Source organism: Effusibacillus dendaii (genome assembly GCF_015097055.1).
Classification (GTDB): Bacteria; Bacillota; Bacilli; order Tumebacillales; family Effusibacillaceae; genus Effusibacillus; species Effusibacillus dendaii.
Genome location: NZ_AP023366.1, coordinates 223427 through 243602, shown reverse-complemented (window position 1 = coordinate 243602; position 20176 = coordinate 223427). Strand labels below are relative to the sequence as shown.

The 20176-nt window shown below is 50.8% G+C and carries 20 protein-coding genes; all 20 read right to left on the bottom strand.

Annotated elements, in window-relative coordinates; translation table 11 throughout:
* Nucleotides 1-16 precede the first annotated feature (16 nt).
* The 20 genes from flgG to sucD all read right to left on the bottom strand — a co-directional run bounded on the left by flgG (nt 17) and on the right by sucD (nt 20171).
* Complete coding sequence (gene flgG / locus skT53_RS01245) at nt 17-820, bottom strand: flagellar basal body rod protein FlgG (protein WP_200759409.1); 804 nt, start codon at nt 818-820, stop codon at nt 17-19.
* A gap of 81 nt (nt 821-901) precedes the next feature.
* Entirely contained in the window at nt 902-1288 is a 387-nt protein-coding gene (locus tag skT53_RS01240; protein ID WP_200759408.1) for a TIGR02530 family flagellar biosynthesis protein, read from the bottom strand.
* A gap of 10 nt (nt 1289-1298) precedes the next feature.
* Nucleotides 1299-1706, bottom strand: a complete 408-nt coding sequence (locus skT53_RS01235; RefSeq protein WP_200759407.1) for a flagellar hook capping FlgD N-terminal domain-containing protein — start codon at nt 1704-1706, stop codon at nt 1299-1301.
* A gap of 40 nt (nt 1707-1746) precedes the next feature.
* Nucleotides 1747-3348: a flagellar hook-length control protein FliK gene (locus tag skT53_RS01230; RefSeq protein ID WP_200759406.1), complete on the bottom strand. Its 1602-nt coding sequence runs from the start codon at nt 3346-3348 to the stop codon at nt 1747-1749.
* Between the two features lie 80 nt (nt 3349-3428).
* Complete coding sequence (locus skT53_RS01225; RefSeq protein WP_200759405.1) at nt 3429-4892, bottom strand: magnesium transporter MgtE N-terminal domain-containing protein; 1464 nt, start codon at nt 4890-4892, stop codon at nt 3429-3431.
* 53 nt (nt 4893-4945) lie between these two features.
* Entirely contained in the window at nt 4946-5392 is a 447-nt protein-coding gene (fliJ, locus tag skT53_RS01220) for a flagellar export protein FliJ (RefSeq protein WP_200759404.1), read from the bottom strand.
* Nucleotides 5389-6714 (bottom strand): flagellar protein export ATPase FliI, encoded by a 1326-nt coding sequence (fliI, locus tag skT53_RS01215; RefSeq protein WP_200759403.1) that lies wholly within the window; start codon nt 6712-6714, stop codon nt 5389-5391. Before fliI ends, fliJ begins: the two co-directional genes overlap by 4 nt.
* On the bottom strand, nt 6711-7505 hold the full coding sequence (fliH, locus tag skT53_RS01210; protein WP_200759402.1) for a flagellar assembly protein FliH: 795 nt from the start codon (nt 7503-7505) through the stop codon (nt 6711-6713). The genes fliI and fliH overlap by 4 nt, the downstream gene beginning before the upstream one ends.
* Nucleotides 7498-8508, bottom strand: coding sequence for a flagellar motor switch protein FliG (gene fliG / locus skT53_RS01205; protein ID WP_200759401.1), 1011 nt, complete (start codon nt 8506-8508; stop codon nt 7498-7500). The genes fliH and fliG overlap by 8 nt, the downstream gene beginning before the upstream one ends.
* 12 nt (nt 8509-8520) lie before the next feature.
* Nucleotides 8521-10041: a flagellar basal-body MS-ring/collar protein FliF gene (gene fliF / locus skT53_RS01200; RefSeq protein ID WP_200759400.1), complete on the bottom strand. Its 1521-nt coding sequence runs from the start codon at nt 10039-10041 to the stop codon at nt 8521-8523.
* 36 nt (nt 10042-10077) lie between these two features.
* Nucleotides 10078-10368, bottom strand: coding sequence for a flagellar hook-basal body complex protein FliE (gene fliE / locus skT53_RS01195; protein WP_200759399.1), 291 nt, complete (start codon nt 10366-10368; stop codon nt 10078-10080).
* Between the two features lie 10 nt (nt 10369-10378).
* On the bottom strand, nt 10379-10843 hold the full coding sequence (gene flgC, locus skT53_RS01190; protein WP_200759398.1) for a flagellar basal body rod protein FlgC: 465 nt from the start codon (nt 10841-10843) through the stop codon (nt 10379-10381).
* A gap of 2 nt (nt 10844-10845) precedes the next feature.
* Nucleotides 10846-11256 carry a flagellar basal body rod protein FlgB gene (gene flgB, locus skT53_RS01185; RefSeq protein ID WP_226375301.1) on the bottom strand — a complete coding sequence of 137 codons (411 nt, stop codon included), beginning with the start codon at nt 11254-11256 and terminating at the stop codon, nt 10846-10848.
* Between the two features lie 257 nt (nt 11257-11513).
* Nucleotides 11514-12902: an ATP-dependent protease ATPase subunit HslU gene (gene hslU, locus skT53_RS01180; protein ID WP_200759397.1), complete on the bottom strand. Its 1389-nt coding sequence runs from the start codon at nt 12900-12902 to the stop codon at nt 11514-11516.
* A 23-nt stretch (nt 12903-12925) separates the two neighbouring features.
* Nucleotides 12926-13501: an ATP-dependent protease subunit HslV gene (gene hslV, locus skT53_RS01175; protein ID WP_200759396.1), complete on the bottom strand. Its 576-nt coding sequence runs from the start codon at nt 13499-13501 to the stop codon at nt 12926-12928.
* Nucleotides 13482-14393 (bottom strand): tyrosine recombinase XerC, encoded by a 912-nt coding sequence (gene xerC, locus skT53_RS01170; RefSeq protein ID WP_200759395.1) that lies wholly within the window; start codon nt 14391-14393, stop codon nt 13482-13484. The genes hslV and xerC overlap by 20 nt, the downstream gene beginning before the upstream one ends.
* Before the next feature lie 4 nt (nt 14394-14397).
* A complete protein-coding gene (gene trmFO / locus skT53_RS01165) occupies nt 14398-15726 on the bottom strand; it encodes an FADH(2)-oxidizing methylenetetrahydrofolate--tRNA-(uracil(54)-C(5))-methyltransferase TrmFO (RefSeq protein WP_200759394.1) in 1329 nt (442 codons plus the stop codon).
* Between the two features lie 78 nt (nt 15727-15804).
* A complete protein-coding gene (topA, locus tag skT53_RS01160) occupies nt 15805-17931 on the bottom strand; it encodes a type I DNA topoisomerase (protein ID WP_200759393.1) in 2127 nt (708 codons plus the stop codon).
* 130 nt (nt 17932-18061) lie between these two features.
* Nucleotides 18062-19153: a DNA-processing protein DprA gene (gene dprA, locus skT53_RS01155; protein ID WP_200759392.1), complete on the bottom strand. Its 1092-nt coding sequence runs from the start codon at nt 19151-19153 to the stop codon at nt 18062-18064.
* Nucleotides 19154-19241: 88 nt separating this feature from the next.
* Nucleotides 19242-20171, bottom strand: coding sequence for a succinate--CoA ligase subunit alpha (gene sucD, locus skT53_RS01150; protein ID WP_200759391.1), 930 nt, complete (start codon nt 20169-20171; stop codon nt 19242-19244).
* Between the last annotated feature and the right edge of the window lie 5 nt (nt 20172-20176).

Genomic DNA, 20176 nt, shown 5'->3' with positions numbered 1-20176 from the left:
CAACTCTTATCACTTACTATCGTTTCAGGTTGACAACTTCCTGCAAAATCTCATCAGATGTCGTGATAATCCGCGAGTTTGCCTGGAAACCGCGCTGAGCCACGATCATCTCGGTAAATTCGTTCGTCAGGTCGACGTTCGACATTTCAAGCGCACCGACGATCAGTTGGCCTGCGCCGTTCTGACCGGCAGTTGTAATCAATGGATTGTTACCTGCACTGCCAGAGTTATTAGTCGGCACATACAAATTGTCGCCAACTTTCATGAGACCGCCCGGATTCTGAAACTTCGCAATCTCCATCTGTCCCATAGACTGCGTGGTTCCAGTATTATCTACGTATTTTACATTCCCCAGACTGTCGATCGAAAACGACTGCGCGGTGGCCGGCAGCTGAGTGGTTACTCCTTTTACCCGCATACCGTTAGAAGCAAGCACTAAGTTTCCAGCTGCGTCTATTTTAAAGTTGCCGTCTCTTGTATAAAAATCGCTGGCGCCATCGGTTACAACGAAAAATCCATCACCGTTAATCATCGCATCTGTCGGAACATTGGTGGTCTGGGCGCTGCCTGGCGTTTGGAGCGTATCAATCGAAGCCGTTGCGCTGCCCAGTCCGATCTGTTTCGGGTTGATACCGCCAAGACCCGCGCCGCCGCCAGGTGCAGTCGCACCTCCCACCGTCTGGCTCAAGATGTCTTTGAACATTACCCGCCCTGCCTTGAAGCCAACCGTGTTGACATTTGCGATGTTGTTGCCGATCACGTCCAGTTTGGTCTGAAAACCCCGCATGCCTGAAATTCCTGAATACATTGAACGAAGCATGTAAAACTCGCCTCCTTGTAGTTGTGAAACGCCTCTGTCATTCGGCGTTTCGGGGCCTCCAACAAGTGGGCCGGCCCATTTTCAGAGAATTAACGCACTGTCAATATTGGTGAATACATTTTCTTGCATCGAACTTTGATCGACCGCCGTGATAATAGTCCGATTCGGAACATTTACGACAAACGCGTTACCCTTGTAGAGAATCAGCGATTCCCGACCGCCTTTTGCCGCTACCTGGTTAATCGCTTCTCCGATGCGGCCGAGATCCGATTCGTTGAGACGAATATCCCGTTTTTGCAATCGTTGTTTCGCATGGTTGGAGACAATCACATCAGATTGCTGCAATTGTTTGTCCAACTGCGCCTGAAACGCTCCCGGTTTGGCCACCGAACGACGCTCCGCCGATTGTGTCGGCAGCTTGCTTGTCGGCAAAGGTCCACGAACCTTAAACAGCCAATCCTGGCTCATACCCCCCACCTCACTTGCTCATACTGATGATAGAGTCCAGCGGAACCAGTTGGTTACCTACCTGAACCTGCATGGTCCCGTCCTTCATTTGGGAACCGCTGACTACCCCCTGTACGTTGCTTCCATCCGCACTTTTGTAAGTCACAGTCGTTCCCAGTAATTGCGCGGCAACCCCCATCGTCATTACACTCTGCAATTTCTCAAGTCCGCTCGTCATGTTTGTCATCTGTTCGAGCGAACTGAACTGTGCCATCTGCGCGATAAATTGCTCATTATCAGTCGGCTGCAACGGATCTTGATACTGCAACTGGGTCATCAACAACTTCAGAAAATCATCTTTGCCAAGCGTTTTGTTGACCGCCTGCGAGAGCGAGTTGCTTGTCGATGATGTTGTACCGCTTGTCGCACTTACTGCCATACCGCTCATCTCCCTGTCATGATTTGTCTCCGGATCGTCACTATGCTGTCATATCAAATTGCCCGTTTGCTTTCTCACCCCAATCCCCTGTCAAGAAAGCGCTGTCCTCAATTGAAATAGGAGCATTTCCCTGTTGACCACGGTTTGGATTATGGGTTCCCGATCCAGTCTGCTGCTGCGGATTCTGTTGACCACTGAACATGCCTTGCGGACTGGCTGATGTATTGTTGTTGGCAGAAGAGGAAACCACTTCCAGCCGGACGACTTGGATGCCTTGCGATTCAAGTTGCTGCCTCAGCATACCGATTCCGGAATCGAGCAACCCTTTGGCATATTGTGTATCAGCCGAGATCTGCAGAGAAATCCGACCATTCTCACCGGCAATTCGAACCTGCATTTCACCGAGCCCCTCCGGCACCAACGTAATCCGCATTTCATTCATTCCACCCTGCTGAACCAAAGTAGCCTGTTTTAACAACATGCCGCCAAAATCGGTTTTAAACTGTTCCGCAGGGATCGTAACCTGTATCGGCCGTTGAGCAGTTTGTCCAACCGATTGGCTCGCTCCGTCAGCAGGCTTGCCAGTTGCCATTTGGAACAGCAACAGCGAATTCAAATCGGAATCAGCAGTTTTTGCCGAAAGATTCGGATTCGTTCCCCGATCAGGATTTCCCAAACCGTTTGTCTGGTCTTGGCCCGCCTGCTTTGCATCCGGTTGAGTCTGTGAAACAGCTGACTGCAAACTGTCCAGTTCCGGACGTATCTGAGCGGGTTGCTGCATGCCAACCGGTTGTGACTTGCCGGTTTTGGGCAGATCTTGCTTGCCGTTTGTTTTCGAATCGACTGCTGCAGCTTTACTGCTGCCTCCTGCAACGAATGTCAAGAAGGCACCTTGTGCCGTCTGGATCGAGTTGACCGATTGCGCGGTCTGACCGGCTGTTTGAACGGCATTCACGGATTCCAATTCTGTATTGACTGGCTGCATCGAATCAGCGGATTGCAAAAGCTGAGCGATCGTTTCCACCAGGGACTTGTCTTGACCCATTGCCTGTTTCATTTTGGCAACAGCCGTTTCCACAGGGATTCCAGCAGCTTCCAATACCTTGGCCAATTTATCCTGCAGGATGGTCAATAGATTTCCGGATCGATCCAATGGCGTTTCTGTCGCCGTCTGTCCGTTTAACCCAACAGATGCTTGACCGGAGGCAGCCAACAATTGCCCGAAAACAACCAAGTTGGACGAAAAAGGCGCCAGCATGCCTGCATTTGAAGCGCCAATCTGACTCATGACGGCATTCTGAGTTGTTCCGCCTGCACCTATCGGCTCAGCAGTTCCCAGAGAAGCCCCAAGCAAACTCTGCAACTGACTCGCGCTCATCCCGAGCATCGCCAACACATCGGCCATTTGCTGCGGGTCCAGGCCGGACAGCAATTGCTTCAACCGATTCAGGGCAGGTGCTCTATCGGTCGCCGAATCCTGCGCCAATTGATCGGCAAACAACTTCTGGAACAAATTGGAATTCTTTGCACTACTAACGGAACTCCTGCTTGCATTACCAGCAGACGCCGCAACAGATGTTTGTGCCGTTTGCGGAACCGCCGTTACCGCCATTTGCGGAGCCATACTTCCCATCGTATTCATCGTTATCACCTCCTCTCAAAGACATTGCCAAATTGCCAATTCCCGAAGGCTTATAGATATTCCCAATACCCGGAAACCCGCTATTGTTGCATGATTTGCGCCACTTTCTTTGGATCCATATACTTGATCATTTCATCCCGCTTGTCCCGATCCATCTCATCCACTACCTGTTTTGCCTGTGCAGGCGGCATACTCTGAACGATTTTAGCGGCCGCCGCAGGATCCATTCGCTCATAAATATTTGCCTGTGTGCTCCAATTGCTGATGGACGGCCAATAATCTTTATCCATTTCAATCGAGATGCGCGCTGCATCCTCCGGTTTCATCTTCGATAAAATCTCGGCCCGTTTGTCCATCCCCATTTCCATCAACTTTTCTGTAGTTGTTTCAATCGGCAGTTGGGCAAGTATACTTGCCGCTTTTGCAGGATCCATAGCATCGTAGACGTTTGTCGGCCCTTGTGCAGGGAAAGGTTCATTGACGTTGCTGGATTGCACCCTAGCCGCAAGATTCGGGTCCAATTTTTCAAGGATTTTGGAACGGGCTTCCGGTTCCATTCCATACATCACATCACGAATCTCCTTTAACGGGAGTTGCGATAAAATGCTTGCCGCTTTATCAGGCGACATCGAACCGTATATTCTGGCAGCTTCTGTATAATACGGACTTGATTTCGCATTCGCAGAAGCAACCGAACTTGGAATTGGCGGGCCTGCCACAGGCGCAGAAGCCGTTGGCGTTGATGTCGGCGTTGACGTTTGCAGCGGCAGACCCGTTTCGATGCTGGCCGCATATTTCGGATCCATGTTTTCCAGAATCGGCGCCCGGCTTTCCGGATTCATACCGCTCAAAATTTGGCGGCTATCCGCAACGGGCATGGAAGACAACACGGCTGCCGCTTTGGCGGGATTCATCAAGCCATAAACTTTCGCCTGGTTCGTAGTGAAAGGACTGGCTGCAGCCGCATTCTGAACCGCTACGCCAGATTCAATGCCTGCCGCTTTTTGCGGGTCCATTTTTTCGAGAATTGACGCTTTCGCGTCCGCATTCATGACACTCAGGATGTTTTTCGCATCAGCCACAGGCATTTGAGAAAGGATGGAAGCTGCGTTTTGCGGCGACATATTGCTGTACATTTTGGCCTGTTGTTTCCACTGCGCCATGTTTTGCTGCAGCTGCTGATCCGCTTTTAATTTATCGGCTGCCTGCTGCTGCAATTTCGCCAGTTCCGAATTTTTCGTATCCAAATCAGCCTTCAGCAAGTCGTTCGTCTGTTGCGACATACCTAACGCCTGTTTTACATCCTCCAACATTTTTTGCAATTTGCTGACTTGCGATTGTTCCTGTTTTGTCGCTTCGTCCGGCGGAATAATGGCGCTCAGCCCCGGGGTATGACGGGCTACCGTCAACAACTTTCCGGTTACGTTATATCCCATCAACTGAAGGACTAACCCCACCATTACACTCGTAAACAGCAACGGAAGGATAATCATGTAAAACAACCATTCCATCTTTCCGTAATTGCGTTCCGTTTGTTCCGCCATTATCTCTCTCTCCTTTCCGATTACTGGTAAAATCCGGTGTGTGCAAACCTTTATTAAACATTCTGTGCGCGATATTGCCGTATGCTCACTTCGTCAAGTTCCGTCTGCTCCAGTTTGCCGACCGTTTCCTTCCATATCTGCAACTGTTTTTCATACAAGCGCTGCCAGATTTGTTTCTCACGGTGACGTTCCAGCATTAGTTCTTTCATCCGATTTACATGTTCGTCCGCATGGCGGCAAACCTGTTGCTTCAGTTCGATCTGATGCCGTTTCTGATTCAGCCATAGAATCCAGGACTGCCATTGCTGGCCAGAAATCCCGGTTTGCCGTTCCCTGTCAAAATCGGCTGCCAGTTGATAATACTCGTTTTGCAGTTGTTGCAGCTCCAATTCCGCCTGCTCCAATTGCCGGATCGCCTCCGCCAGATCGAGTTCTGTTTGGCGAGCCAGCGATTCTTTCAAGGAACCGATTTTATGGGTGGTCCGCAATTTGTCGTTCACAGTTCCATTCCCCCAAACAACTCGATAAGCGATTCAACGGCTGTCTCGTAATCCGCCTTTTCATCAACTGTTTGAACCAAAAACTGGTCCATCAGCGCCCGGTACTGAATCGACTTGTCTATAATCGGATTTGAACCGGTGCGATACGCCCCGATATGGATCAAATCCTCCGCCTCCCGGTAGGCAGCCGCCAATTTTTTAAAATTCGCCGCTGCTTTCCGGTGATCCGGTGAAACGAGATCGTTCATCACCCGGCTGACACTGCTTAAGACATCAATTGACGGAAAATGACCTTTATTTGCAAGTTCTCTAGATAATACGACATGTCCATCCAGGATTCCTCTGACCGCATCGGCGACCGGATCATTAAGGTCATCCGCATCCACCAATACGGTATAAAAACCGGTAATCGTACCTTTTGAACTTGTCCCGGCCCGTTCCAAAAGTTTCGGTAAAACGGCAAAAACGGAAGGGGGATAGCCTTTTGTGGCAGGCGGTTCCCCGACCGCGAGTCCGACTTCCCTTTTTGCCATTGCGAAACGGGTAATGGAATCCATCATTAAATTGACATGCAACCCTTGGTCTCGAAAATACTCCGCGATAGCGGTTGCCACAGAAGCTCCCTTAATGCGAACAAGCGCCGGTTGATCAGAGGTGGCGACAACCAGAACGGAACGAGCCAGACCTTCCGGCCCAAGGTCTTTTTCGATAAACTCGCGGACTTCTCTGCCCCGTTCACCGATTAACGCAATCACGTTGACATCGGCTGATGTATTGCGGGCAATCATACCCAGCAAAGTGCTTTTGCCAACCCCGCTGCCGGCAAAAATCCCGATCCGTTGTCCCCGTCCTACGCTTAACAACGAGTCAATGCATCTTACCCCGACGCTTAAGGGGGAACGGATGACGGGTCGGGCCAAAGGATTGGGAGGTTCGTTTTCGGTCGGCCGTTCGTCGCTGCTTGCCAGCGGTCCCAACTCGTCAATCGGCTCGCCGAGTCCGTTCAAAATCCTCCCCAACAACTGCGCACCGACGGTGACATGCAGCGCTCTGCCAGTACCCCTCACTTCGCTGCCAGGCGCAATCGCTCCCAAATCGCCAAGCGGCATGAGCAACACGCGATCATCTCGAAACCCAACCACTTCCGCCATACAGGGCACATTATGATTCGCCGGATAAATCCAACAAACATCGCCCATTTTGGCAGCTGGACCATGTGCTTCAATCGTCAGTCCAATGACCTGTTTGACTCTTCCATAATGAACAAAACGAGACGATTGTCTGATGATTTGCAAATAATGCTGCAAAGGGAATTGTTTCATGGCAGACGGGTTGCTGCAGCCTCCAACAACGCCTGTTTCACCTCTTGAAGTTGAGTATCGATGCGTCCGTCCACTGTCCCAAGCGGTGTCCGCAGCACACAGCCGCCCTTCTCGATTGTCGGATCCGCATGTATCTGCAGGTTGACTTTGCCCGACGATTGAGCGATCAGATCGTCTTTTTTGTCCAGCAAACGAACCGCATCTTCCGGGTGTACATACAGCTCAACAACAGACCGGTCGACCAGTTCTGCGATTGCCGCTTTCACTGTATTCTCTATCCAACCGGGGTCTGTCGCCAATTCTTGTCCAATAATTTTGCGGGCAATCTCGCAGGCAAGCTGCAGCAACTGCGGCTCTGTTTGCAGGAGATATTGCTGTCGGTCTTCCTCCGTCTGCCGGATCAATTGCAACAGATGTTCCACCTGCTCCTGATATTCAGCCTGCGCGGCGAATCGGCCTTCTTGTACCCCTTGTTCGACCCCTTCTCGCCGACTGTCGTCTAACAATTGTTCCGCCTGCGCTTTCGCCTGCAAACGGATCGTTTCCGCTTGATCTGCCGCCTCCCGCAAAATGCGCTCCGCTTCCGTACGCGCGTCCGACAGAATTTTTTCGGCCTGTTCCTTCGCCTCTTGCAACAGTTCTTCCGGTGTAAGGGCGACTGGTAAACAGTCGTTTGTATCTGTCGAATCCGTTCCCGAAACAGGCGGCGTGACGTACGTTACCACCGGAATCGTATCAATCCTTCGCTGACCATTGACTGTGGCATAAAAAGATTTCACGATCTTAGACAATGACGTCATCACCTCCGCCACGGGCAATCACAATTTCGCCGCTTTCTTCCAGGCGGCGGATCACACCTACAATCCGCTGCTGCGCTTCTTCCACATCACGCAATCGGACAGGCCCCATAAATTCCATATCCTGCTTGAATGTTTCGGCCATTCGTTTCGACATATTTTTGAACACCAATCCCTGTACGTCTTCGCTGGCCACTTTCAACGCCAATTGCAGATCGGATGTTTCCACATCGCGAATGACTCGCTGAATCGCTCGGTTATCAAGCAGCACAATATCCTCGAACACAAACATCCGCTTCTTGATTTCGTCCGCCAGTTCCGGATCCTGCAGTTCCAGAGCCTCCAGAATCGTTTTTTCCGTCGCCCGGTCGACACCGTTAAGCACTTGTACGATACCGTCGATGCCACCGCCTGCCGAAAAGTCATGAACAGCCATTTGCGACAGTTTGTTTTCCAAAACTTGTTCTACATCACTTACCACTTCAGGCGAAGTGCGGTCCATCAAAGCGATCCGTCTTGCCACATCAACCTGCAATTCCTGCGGCAGCGCCGATAGAATCATGCCAGCCTGAGGAGGCTCCAAATAGGACAACACCAATGCAATAATTTGCGGATGCTCATTCTGAATAAAGTTCAAAATCTGATTCGGATCTGCCTTGCGGGCAAACTCGAAAGGCCTTACCTGCAAAGATGCTGTCAAACGGTTAATGATTTCGATTGCCTTCTGGTTTCCCAGCGCTTTCTCCAACACTTCCTTGGCGTAATCAATACCGCCTGCCGAAATATATTCTTGCGCTATACAAATTTGGTGGAACTCTTCCAAAACTTGTTCTTTCTGTTCCGGCTCAATCCTACGAACATTTGCAATTTCCAGTGTCAACTGCTCCACTTCATCATCCCGCAGATGCTTAAAAATTTTCGCGGAAATTTCCGGACCTAAAGATACCAGCAGAATCGCGGCCTTTTGGCGACCGGACAATTTCGGTGCACGCGCCATGTCAGGTCACTCCTACTCTTCTGCAAGCCATGTCCGCAGCAGATTGGTGAATTCTTCCGGTTTTTGGTTGACCATTTTTTCCAGTTGTTTTCTCATGCGTTGTTGAGATGTTTCTTCCGGCAGAACAGGAACTTGTGAGACCGGAACCGGCTGCAGATCCTCCTCTTCGCTGGCCGCTCGCCGTCTGCGGGCAATCACATACGCTCCGCCGCCCAGCAACAGCAAGCCTGCCACGATACCGCCAATCGCCCAAGGATTCTGATACCAAGCGGGCTGGAAAGGATTCTGCGGCGCCTGGAAGGTTGAGCCCATAACCGTAATATCCGTGTTATTGGTTCCGTCATTTTTGTATCCTATCGCCGTCGCTACCAGATTGGTAATATCCTGTTTCTGTTGATTGTTGACGGTTCCGTTCAGCAGTACGGATACGGAGACTTTTTTGACGGTAAACGCTTGTCCGGCGGTTTGGATGATCGATTTATTAATTTCATAGTTGGTCGTTTGCGTCCGTTTGTCAGTGCTGCTGTTGCTGCCTGTCGCCGACTTCGTTTGTGAATTGACGTTGTTTGTCGCATTGCCGGCTGGACCTGTGACAGGAGCCGCAGTATTCTGAGTCGATTCGCTCGTTCTCTGCTCCGAGCGAACAATTCCCTGATCGCTTCCCTGGATCGGAGAAGCATACTGTTCATCCGTCCGCTGCACTTTATCAAACGAAACTTCCGGGTTGACGATTACTTCCACGTTTCCATACCCGTACATTCGTTCCAACGCATTGCGGATTTTTTGCTCATAATCCTGTCGAATCTGCTTGCGAACTTGCAATTCTTTATCGGCGCCTGGACCTGTCTGGTTGTTCGGCTGCTCCCCGTCTTCCAGCAGACGGACTCCGTTTTGATCAATGATCGTTATGTTTTCCGGTTTTAATCCTTGCACAGAACCGGATACCAATTGTCGAATTCCAAGAACCTGTTCATGCGTAAGCTTGACTCCGGGAGCCACTTTCAAGAGAACAGACGCTTTGGCATCCTGCCGGTCCGGTTTCAGAAACAGCGTTTGATCCTGCATGACGATATGTACCTGTGCGTCCTGAATGCCCTGAACCGAACGGATCGTGTTCGCAATGCTTCCCTGCAAAGCGTTTAAATATTTCACATTAAACTCGTTTTCTGTCATGCCGATTACGCTTTGTTGATTAAAAATCCCAAAATCGATATACCCGGTTTGCGGCAAATTGTTCATGGCCAGTTGAACACGCGCACGGTCCGCATATTGTTCCGGCACCAAAACACTCGTCCCCTGGACTTGATTTGGAATCTTCATCTCATCCAGTTTTGCGACAATTTCTCCCGCTGCATTTGCTTCCAAATTCGAGTAGACCGCCACATAATTCGGACGAAACGCGAACCAACTGAGAAGCGCAACCGTGATGACAAAGAAGATCCCGGCAATCATCAGATTCCGGCGTTGATGAGGCTCCAGTTGTTTCCAATACTCCGAAAGGCGCCCAATCAGTTCACGAATTTGTTGGTTCACTTTGCCACCTCATAACCATGTCTTGAACTAACGATTTTACATCTGCATGCGCATGATTTCTTGATACGCTTCCACCGCCCGGTTACGAACCTGGACGGTCAGTTGAACGGCTAGCGACGCTTTTTCACCGGCAATCATGGCCGTATGCAAATCAGGCCCTTGTCCGGCAGCCAATTGCTCCCCGATATTCGCCGATTCCGTTTCCAAATCGGCCACTTTGTTTAACGCGTCGCCTAACACTTTCGAAAAAGAGTTTTCTGTTGCAGACGGTTTATTATCAGATGTTCCAGCCATCACCGGAAACATGTTTGACACCGGATTCATCATGCTCGATCACCTATTTCCCAATTTCTAACGCCCGCATCGCAATCGCTTTTGAGGCATTTACCGCTGTCACGTTCGCCTCATAAGAACGCGACGCCGAAATCATATCCACCATTTCGGTTGTAACATCTACATTCGGCATTTTCACATACCCGTACATCGGATCCGTCGGATCCTTAACAGCATCCGGATGTTTCGGATCGTAAACCAACTTGTAAGGCGTTTCTTCATCCTTTTGAACGGCCGCAACGCGAACCCCCTGACCCGGAGCTTGCAACTGATTTTGCAGCACTGACGCAAAATTCGTTCCCGGCTGAACAGCCTCGAAGATTACCTGCTCTCTTTGGTAAGGACGCGCAGGGTCATCCACCGAACGGGTAGACTCCGCATTCGCAATGTTGTTTGCAATCACGTCCATCCGCAACCTCTGTGCGGTCAAACCGGATGCGCTGATATTAATGCCATCAAACAACCCCATTTTTAACGCCCTCCTTGAATAGCGGTCCGCAATCTCGACAGATGGCCGTTTAACTCTTGAACCAGCAAGTTATACTTGATCTGGTTGACAGCAAGTTGAGTCATTTCCGAGTCAACATCCACATTGTTGCCATTGTTGTTCACCGTTGTCGAATTCTCCACAACAATCTCCGGTTGAATCTGACTGAAGGATTGGACTCCGATCGGAATGTGGCGAGGATTTGTGATCATTCCGGGCAACGCGGAAGCACCGTTTAAATAGTCCAGCAAAACATCGTCAAACGATACATCGCTCCGTTTAAAATTGGGGGTATCAATGTTGGCGATGTTATTGGCCAACACTTTCTGGCGCAAACTTGCGGCATCCAAGGACCGCTCATAAATCTGCATGGATTTTGTATCAAAAAAACTCACTACGGTTCCCTCCACAAGAGGTTTATTTTACTAGTTCGTCAGGGTCTTTCAAAATCCTGCACCTTTCGACAAAACAGGAGTAAAAAAGGCTTCTACCGAAGCATATTCAAGAAGAAACAGCGTCTAATAGAGGAAGCCTTTTTCGACAGCCGAAAGTATAAAAATGGTGATGGAATATCACATTTTTATACTTTTTAAGCTGTTAAAAAAGCCCCTGAAGCCACACTTCAGGGGTAATCATTTTGACTGTTCAGGTTTTACAAAATAAACTGGCTTAGATCGCGGTTCTTGACGATTCCCGAGAGCTTTTCCTCAACATAAGCGGGTGTAATCACCACTTTCTGCGGACCGATGTCCGCCGCCTCGTAGGAAAGGTCTTCCAGCAACTTTTCAAGAATGGTGTGTAAGCGGCGGGCCCCGATGTTTTCCGTCTGCTGGTTGACGATGGTTGCCAGTTCGGCAATTTTTTGGATGGCTTCCTCCGTAAACTCGACCTCAACGCCCTCCGTTTTGAGAAGCGCGATATACTGCTTGGACAGCGCATTTTGCGGTTCTGTCAAGATACGACGGAAATCGTCAGCAGTCAAACTTTGCAATTCCACACGAATTGGAAATCGGCCCTGCAACTCGGGGATCAAGTCGGACGGTTTGGAAATATGAAAGGCGCCCGCGCCAATAAACAAAACATGATCCGTTTTGACAGGCCCATATTTGGTCATGACAGTCGAGCCTTCGACGATTGGCAGGATGTCACGCTGCACGCCTTCCCGCGACACATCAGGACCCCGGTGGTCTTTGCCAGCTATCTTGTCGATCTCGTCGATAAACAAGATGCCCGACTGTTCCGCCCGGTTGATCGCATCCTGCGTAACCTCGTCCATATCGATCAGCTTCTGGGCTTCTTCCTGAATCAAAATCTTTCGCGCGTCTTTTACCGGCAGTTTGCGCTTTTTGCGCCGTTTTGGCATGAAGTTGCCGAGCATTTCCTGGATATTCATGCCAATTTCCTGATTTCCGCCGCCTCCCAATAGATCCAACATCGCAGGCGAAGAATCTTCGACCTCCACTTCCACAATTGTTTCTTCCAGATCACCGCGCGCCAACGCCGCCCGAATGTCGCGCCGCCTAGCCTTAATATGGTCCGGTTCTTCCGCATCCTGTTGCTTCTGCTGACCGCCTCCCTGAAACAACATTTCAAACGGATTTTTGAATTGGTTTTCTTTGGCCGGACTGGGAACAATCATATGCACCAACCGTTCTTCTGCCATTTGGCGGGCACGGTCTTCCACATTGGCCATTTTTTCCTCTTTGACGATGCGAATTGCGGTTTCCACAAGATCGCGAACCATCGCTTCCACATCGCGCCCCACATAACCCACTTCCGTAAATTTGGTGGCCTCCACTTTCACGAACGGGGCGCCTACCAGTTTGGCCAGGCGTCTTGCAATTTCCGTTTTGCCGACTCCGGTCGGACCGATCATTAAAATGTTTTTGGGCGTCACTTCATCCCGCATCTCTTCCGGCAGAAGACTTCTCCTGTAACGGTTGCGAAGCGCCACCGCTACCATCTTTTTCGCCTCCTTCTGGCCGACGATGTAGCGGTCCAGTTCGGCTACAATCTGTTTGGGCGTCAGATTCTTTTGCATGTTCGGTTTCCCCCTCCTCCGTTTTATCGGATCTCTTCCACTACAATGTTCGAGTTGGTGAATACACAAATTTCAGCCGCAATGTTCAATGCCTGTTCGGCAATTTCTTTAGCCGATAAAGAGGAATGTCTGGCGAGCGCACGGCCTGCCGCCAGCGCATACGTACCTCCGGAACCAATCGCAAGAATGCCGTCATCCGGTTCAATCACTTCCCCATTTCCGGAAATCAACAGCAGATGTTCCTTGTTCATGACAATCAGCATGGCTTCCAGCTTGTGGAGAATTTTGTCGGAACGCCATTCCTTTGCCAATTCTACGGCCGCCCGCTGCAGATTGCCGTGATACTCCTCCAGTTTCGTTTCGAATTTTTCATACAGTGTAAAAGCGTCCGCCACCGAACCGGCAAAACCGGCCACTACTTCCCCCCGGTAGAGACGCCTCACTTTTTTCGCTCCGTTTTTCATTACCATACTGTTGCCAAACGTAACTTGTCCGTCACCGGCCATCGCCGATTGTCCGTCTTTCTGAATGGCGAATATGGTTGTCGCATGAAACTCGCTGCCCACTAGAACCCCTCCATTACGCGCGCGGATGTGCATTCATATATACGCGCAAAAGTTTCTCTTTAGTCGTATGCGTGTAAACTTGCGTGCTGGAAAGACTTACATGCCCCAGCAATTCTTGGATCACCCTTAGATCGGCCCCCTCATCGAGCATGTGAGTGGCAAACGTATGCCGGAGAGCGTGCGGAGAAATCTGGTACTGCACCGCCAGTTGGTTTACATATTTGTCGACGATTCGCCGTACCGAACGAACGTTTAACGGTTGCCCCCGGTAATTGAGAAAAAGCGCATCCGTTTCGCCAGACGTCTGAGTATCCGCTTCCGCCAAAAGCTGCGGCCTGCTTTTCTCCAGATACATCCGAATCGCATCGCACGCCTGTTGCCCAAGCAGCACGATCCGTTCACGCGCCCCTTTGCCGAACACACGGGCCGTTCCGAGGGAAAGATCCACATCCCCCACAGATAGCCCCATACATTCGCTCACCCGGATACCCGTCGCATACAGTGTTTCCAGAATGGCGCGGTCCCGTATCCCCAAGGGGTCGGAAAGAGAGGGCGCTTCCACCAGCCGTTTCGCTTCTTCAATATAGAGAAACTTCGGTGTCCGCTTCTCCAGTTTGGGTGTGGAAACGGATTTGGCCGGATTGTGATCGACAATCCCCTCCCGCATCAAGAAACGGTAAAATGAACGCAAGCAGGACACCTTCCGGGCAATCGTTTTTCTGGCTGCTTTTGCATAGTGCAATTGCGACAGAAACGTCCGTATGATGACATGCGTCACCTGTTGCAGCGATTGGATTCCCTCTTTTTCCAGAAATTCGCAGAATTGTTGCAGGTCGCTTTGATAGGAATCGACCGTGTACGCGGAAGCGTTTTTTTCGATGCGGAGATATTCAAGAAACAGATCGATCGCCTGCTGTGAATTCATATCTTCACCTCAAAACAGGTTCGCCAAACGTCTCAGTGATAAAACGGCTTAAGGAAGCAAGCGCCCGTTCCGATATCTTTTCGTTCTTCAGCCGCTTGTCCCGAATTTTCTCAGACAATGGCGGCAGCAATCCGAACGTGGCGTTCATCGGCTGAAAATTGTCGGGTGCCGCATGCGTAATATAATAAGCCATTGCGCCAATTGCCGTGTCGGTAGGAAAAATCAAAGGGTCTTGCTGCTTCGCCAGGCGCCCGGCATTGATTCCCGCAATCAAACCGGCTGCTGCTGACTCCACATAGCCTTCCACACCGGTAATTTGACCGGCGAAAAAGAGCATGTCCCGCTGTTTTACCTGATACGTTTGCCGCAAAACACGCGGGGAATTGATGTAAGTATTGCGATGCATCACACCAAAGCGGGCAAATTCCGCGTTTTCCAAGCCTGGGATCATGCGAAGCACACGCGACTGTTCGCCCCATTTGAGATGTGTCTGAAACCCCACCAAGTTGTAGAGAGTGGCGGCCGCATTGTCCTGCCTCAACTGGACGACAGCAAACGGCGTTTTGCCGGTGCGAGGATCAGGCAGTCCAACCGGCTTGAGCGGACCGAACAACATCGTTTGACGTCCTCGCTTGGCCATTACTTCGATCGGCATGCATCCTTCAAAGTAAATTTCTTTTTCAAACTCTTCCACCGGCGCCGTTTCGGCAGTAATCAACGCTTCATAGAACCGACCGAACTCCTCCTCCGTCATCGGGCAGTTGATGTACGCAGCTTCCCCTTTGCCGTAGCGGGAAGCGAGATACACCTTGTCAAAATCGATCGAATCCTTATGAACAATCGGCGCCGCCGCATCAAAAAAATAAAGATATTCCTCGCCAGTCAGCCGCGCAATCGCTTTTGACAAAGAATCGGATGTGAGCGGTCCTGTTGCCACCACTACGATTCCGTCTTCCGGAATGACGGGCAGTTCTTCCCGTATCACTTCCACCAGCGGATGGTTGGAAACACGCTCTGTCACCAGTTCGGAAAATCGGTCTCGGTCAACCGCCAAAGCACCTCCAGCCGGAACAGCCGTCTGGTCGGCAGACGCCATGATCACCGAATCCAACCGTCTCATTTCTTCTTTTAAGAGGCCCACCGCATTCGTCAAACCTGCCGCACGCAACGAATTGGAACACACCAATTCGGCGAAATTGGCTGAGATATGGGCAGCAGTCCTGACATTGGGACGCATCTCGTACAGCCGTACCTTTACTCCCTGTCGGGCAATCTGCCAGGCCGCTTCCGAACCAGCCAGCCCTGCGCCGATTACCGTCACCTGTTCAGCCATCTGTCGAGCCCTCCTTCTCCAGAATGGCGGAAAGGCCAGGTTTCCGCAGAACCCCCAGCCTATCCGTTAATTCTTTGCTTATTCTGCCGCACCGCTCTCGATAAGAACAGCCGGTTCTTCTTTATGGGAACATTCGGTGTTGGAACAGACCCACATTTCCTTTCCTTCCCCTTTGCCGCTCCGCTTGCTGACAAGCGGTTGTCCGCATGTTGGACAATCACGGCCAACAGGACGGTCCCACAATATAAAATCGCAGTTCGGATATTGATCACACCCGTAAAACACACGGCGGCGTTTGCCGCGCCGTTCCACAATCTTGCCCGTTTTGCATTTTGGACAGGCAACTCCCACTTCTTTCAAAATCGGCTTCGCGTTGCGGCAGTCCGGAAAGCCGGGGCAGGCCAGAAACTTGCCAAATCGGCCGTGTTTGTAAACCATCATGCGACCGCATTTTTCACAAGGGATATCGGATACCTCTTCTTCCAGCGTCACGTGTTTCATCTCTTCTTCCGCGACGCGCAGTTCCTTCTCAAAATCCCCGTAAAACTGGTCAAGCATCATGACCCAGTCGACTTGCCCCTCTTCCACGCCGTCCAGATTTTCTTCCAACTGCGCGGTGAAATCCACGTCGATGATTTGCGTGAAAAACTCTTTCATCAATTGCACCACAATTTCGCCCAGTTCGGTCGGCACAAACCGTTTGTCTTCCAGCAGCACATAGCCTCTTTTTTGGATCGTTTCAAGCGTCGGGGCATACGTACTGGGACGGCCGATGCCCAATTCTTCCATCGCTTTCACCAACCGCGCTTCCGTATAGCGGGGCGGCGGCTGTGTGAAATGCTGTTTGGGATCGAGCTTCGGAGCTTTCAACGATTCGCCCTTTTCAAGCGGCGGCAGGAACTTTTCGTCCTCTTCCTTCCCTTCGTCAGTTCCTTCAATGTAGAGCGTCATGAAACCAGGAAATTTGATTTTTGAACCGGTTGCCCGAAAAATCGCATCGTTTGCCTGAATATCAACCGTCATCGTATCCAGAACAGCCGGCGCCATTTGCGACGCCACAAACCGCTCCCAAATCAGGCGGTACAAGCGGAGCTGATCACGCGTCAGATGTTCTTTGATTTTGTCCGGATGGTAATGAACGGACGTAGGCCGAACCCCTTCGTGAGCGTCCTGCGCTCCTTCTTTCGCCGTATACTGACGGACTGTTTTCGGGTAATAGGCATCCCCGTAATTATGTGTGATAAACTCTTTCGCTTCTGCCTGTGCGGTCGGAGAAATACGCGTCGAGTCGGTTCTCATATAGGTAATCAAACCGACCGTTCCTTCCGCTCCGATATCGATCCCTTCATACAGCTGCTGGGCAATCGACATCGTTTTTCCTGCGCGGAAATTCAGTTTGCGGGCCGCTTCCTGCTGCAGGGTACTGGTCGTAAACGGCGGAGACGGGTTGCGTTTTCGCTCGCTTTTCTTGACCTCAACGATCTGGTACTTGGCGCCTTTCAGATGCGCCAACAACTCGTTGACTTCCTGCTCGTTGTGCAGTTCCGCGCTCTGTGCCTGGCCATTTTTGGCATAGCCGTAGAATTTGGCAGAAAACTTCTGCTTATTCGATTCAAAAAGGGCGGTTACCGTCCAGTATTCTTCCGGCTTGAAATTGCGAATCTCGTTTTCCCGGTCGACGATCAAACGCACGGCAACAGACTGCACACGGCCGGCAGAAAGCCCCTTTTTCACCTTTTTCCATAACAAGGGAGAGATTTGGTAGCCGACTAAACGGTCCAAAATCCGTCTTGCCTGTTGGGCGTTGACCAGATCCATATTGATTTTGCGCGGATGCTTAAACGATTCCTGCACCGCATCTTTTGTAATTTCATTGAACACCACGCGGCATTCTTTGGTTGGGTCGATTTCGAGCACATTGGCCAGGTGCCAAGCAATGGCTTCCCCTTCCCGGTCAGGGTCGGCTGCCAGATAGACAGCTTTTACCTTTTTGCTCTGGTCCCGCAACTCTTTAATGACGTCCCCTTTGCCGCGGATTGTGATATATTTAGGAGAAAAATCCTCCTTTACATTAACACCCAATTGGCTTTTCGGCAAATCGCGGACATGCCCCATCGAAGCTTTTACCACATATTTTTTGCCGAGGTATTTGCCAATTGTTTTCGCTTTTGCGGGTGACTCGACAATTACAAGGTAATCTGCCAACGGAGTCTCCTCCTTTCATAAAGAAAACTTGGCGACAAAACGTAAATCGATATATTTTAAAAAATAGTGTATGTCAAGGTTTACCTTCTTTTGTCATGTTTCTAATACTAAACCGCTAAAACATTTATTGTCAAACGTTGTCTCTCATATACATCTGCCCAGGCAGTCTTTTCACAACCCCCTTCAGTTCCATCGCCAGCAAAATTTGATAAAGATCGGCAGATGGGATGCGGCAGCTGTTCAGCAACTGATTCAGGCTAACACCGCCGTAGCCGATGATTTCGACGATCTGTCTTTCCAGTTGGGTGAGCGAAACCGACTGCAAATCTTTTTTTGAATCATTCGTTTCCCATTCGGGATATTCCTCCCAAATATCCTGACTCCCCCCTGTAATTTTTGCCCCTTGGCGGATAAGATCATTCGTTCCAAAGCTTTGCGGTGAAGTAATCGGGCCAGGCACGGCAAATACGTCCCGTCCCTGCTCCAAAGCCAGATCGGCAGTGATCAGGGAACCGCTTTTGCGCGCGGCTTCCGTTACCAATACACCGCGGGAAAGACCGGAGATGATACGGTTGCGTACGGGAAACAAATTGGGCTGTACGGGGGTCAGGGGATGGAATTCGGAGATGAGAGCGCCCTGTTGAATAATTTGACGTGCAAGCGGCTGGTTTTGAACGGGATAAATACGGGCAAGGCCGCCTGCCAAAACCGCAAGGGTCCGACCGCCAGATTGGATCGCCGCTTCATGGGCGACCGTATCTATTCCGTAAGCAAGTCCCGATACGATCGTGATACCGCCTGCCGACAGTTCGGAACAGATTTTGCGGGTGACCAGTATGCCATAAGAAGTTGGGCTACGGGTGCCGACGACTGCAATCGAACGATGGTCTTGAGCGGTGAGCTTTCCTTTTACGTAGAGAATGTGAGGAGGATCGAAGATGGAAAGCAATGCTTGCGGGTAGTCGGGGTCTGTGCGGTGAATGACGGTAATGCCGTTCCGTTTTAAAAAATCAGCTTCCTGTTGAAACGAATAGACTCTCTTTGAACGTTGGATTTCGTCTGCTGTTTTGGCGGTCATCGAGGGAATCTGCCGCAGTTCTTCAGACGACGCCTCCCAGACGGCTGCCGCGCTTTCGAACGATTCGAGCAGCTTTTGACAGCGGACATGGCCGATCTGCGGGACAGCAAGCAGCCATTGGACATATTCTTTTTCGGTTGGCAAATGGAACACTCCTTACGGGGATTGGGTTCTGGAGGGTGAGAAGCAAAGAGGATATAAAGGGAGGCGCTGCCGCCTCCCTGGGTGCCTGCTATTTAACGGTTACTTTTTCGAGCATGCCTTTTTCTTTCAACAGTTCAACCAGGGTCGAGCCCATTTCGGACGGGGTCGGAGCCACGCGGATGCCGCACTCTTTCATGGTCGCGATTTTCTCAGACGCCGTTCCTTTACCGCCGGAAATGATGGCACCGGCATGACCCATCCGTTTTCCAGGAGGCGCGGTTACTCCGGCAATAAAACCGACAACCGGCTTTTTCATATTCTGCTTGATCCAGTGAGCCGCTTCTTCTTCTGCCGTACCGCCGATTTCACCGATCATGATCAATGCATCTGTATCCGGGTCTTCATTAAACATTTTCAGAACATCGATAAATTCGGTTCCTTTTACAGGGTCGCCGCCGATTCCAACGACAGTGGATTGACCGATTCCACGGTTGCTTAACTGAAAAGCCGCTTCGTAGGTCAAGGTACCGGAACGGGACACAACGCCTACACGGCCGGGAGTATGAATATAACCGGGCATGATGCCGATTTTACATTCGCCCGGGGTAATTACGCCAGGGCAGTTCGGCCCGATCAAACGGGTGCGTTTGCCTTCCATATAACGCTTCACTTTTACCATATCGAGGACAGGAATTCCTTCTGTGATACAGATCACCAGGTCAAGGTCTGCGTCTACAGCTTCCATGATGGCGTCCGCTGCACCGGCCGGTGGAACATAGATGACGGAAGCGTTGGCGCCGGTAGCTTCCTTCGCTTCTGCCACCGTGTCATAAACCGGCAAAGTTACCGTGCGGCCATTTTCCAGCGCGAAGTCGACGCTTGTGCCACCCTTGCCGGGAACAGCACCCGCTACCATTTGAGTGCCGTAGTCCAAACCTCCTTTGGTATGGAACATACCGGTTTTGCCGGTCATATTCTGCGTGATCACTTTCGTGTTTTTGTTGACAAGTATGCTCATGGTTT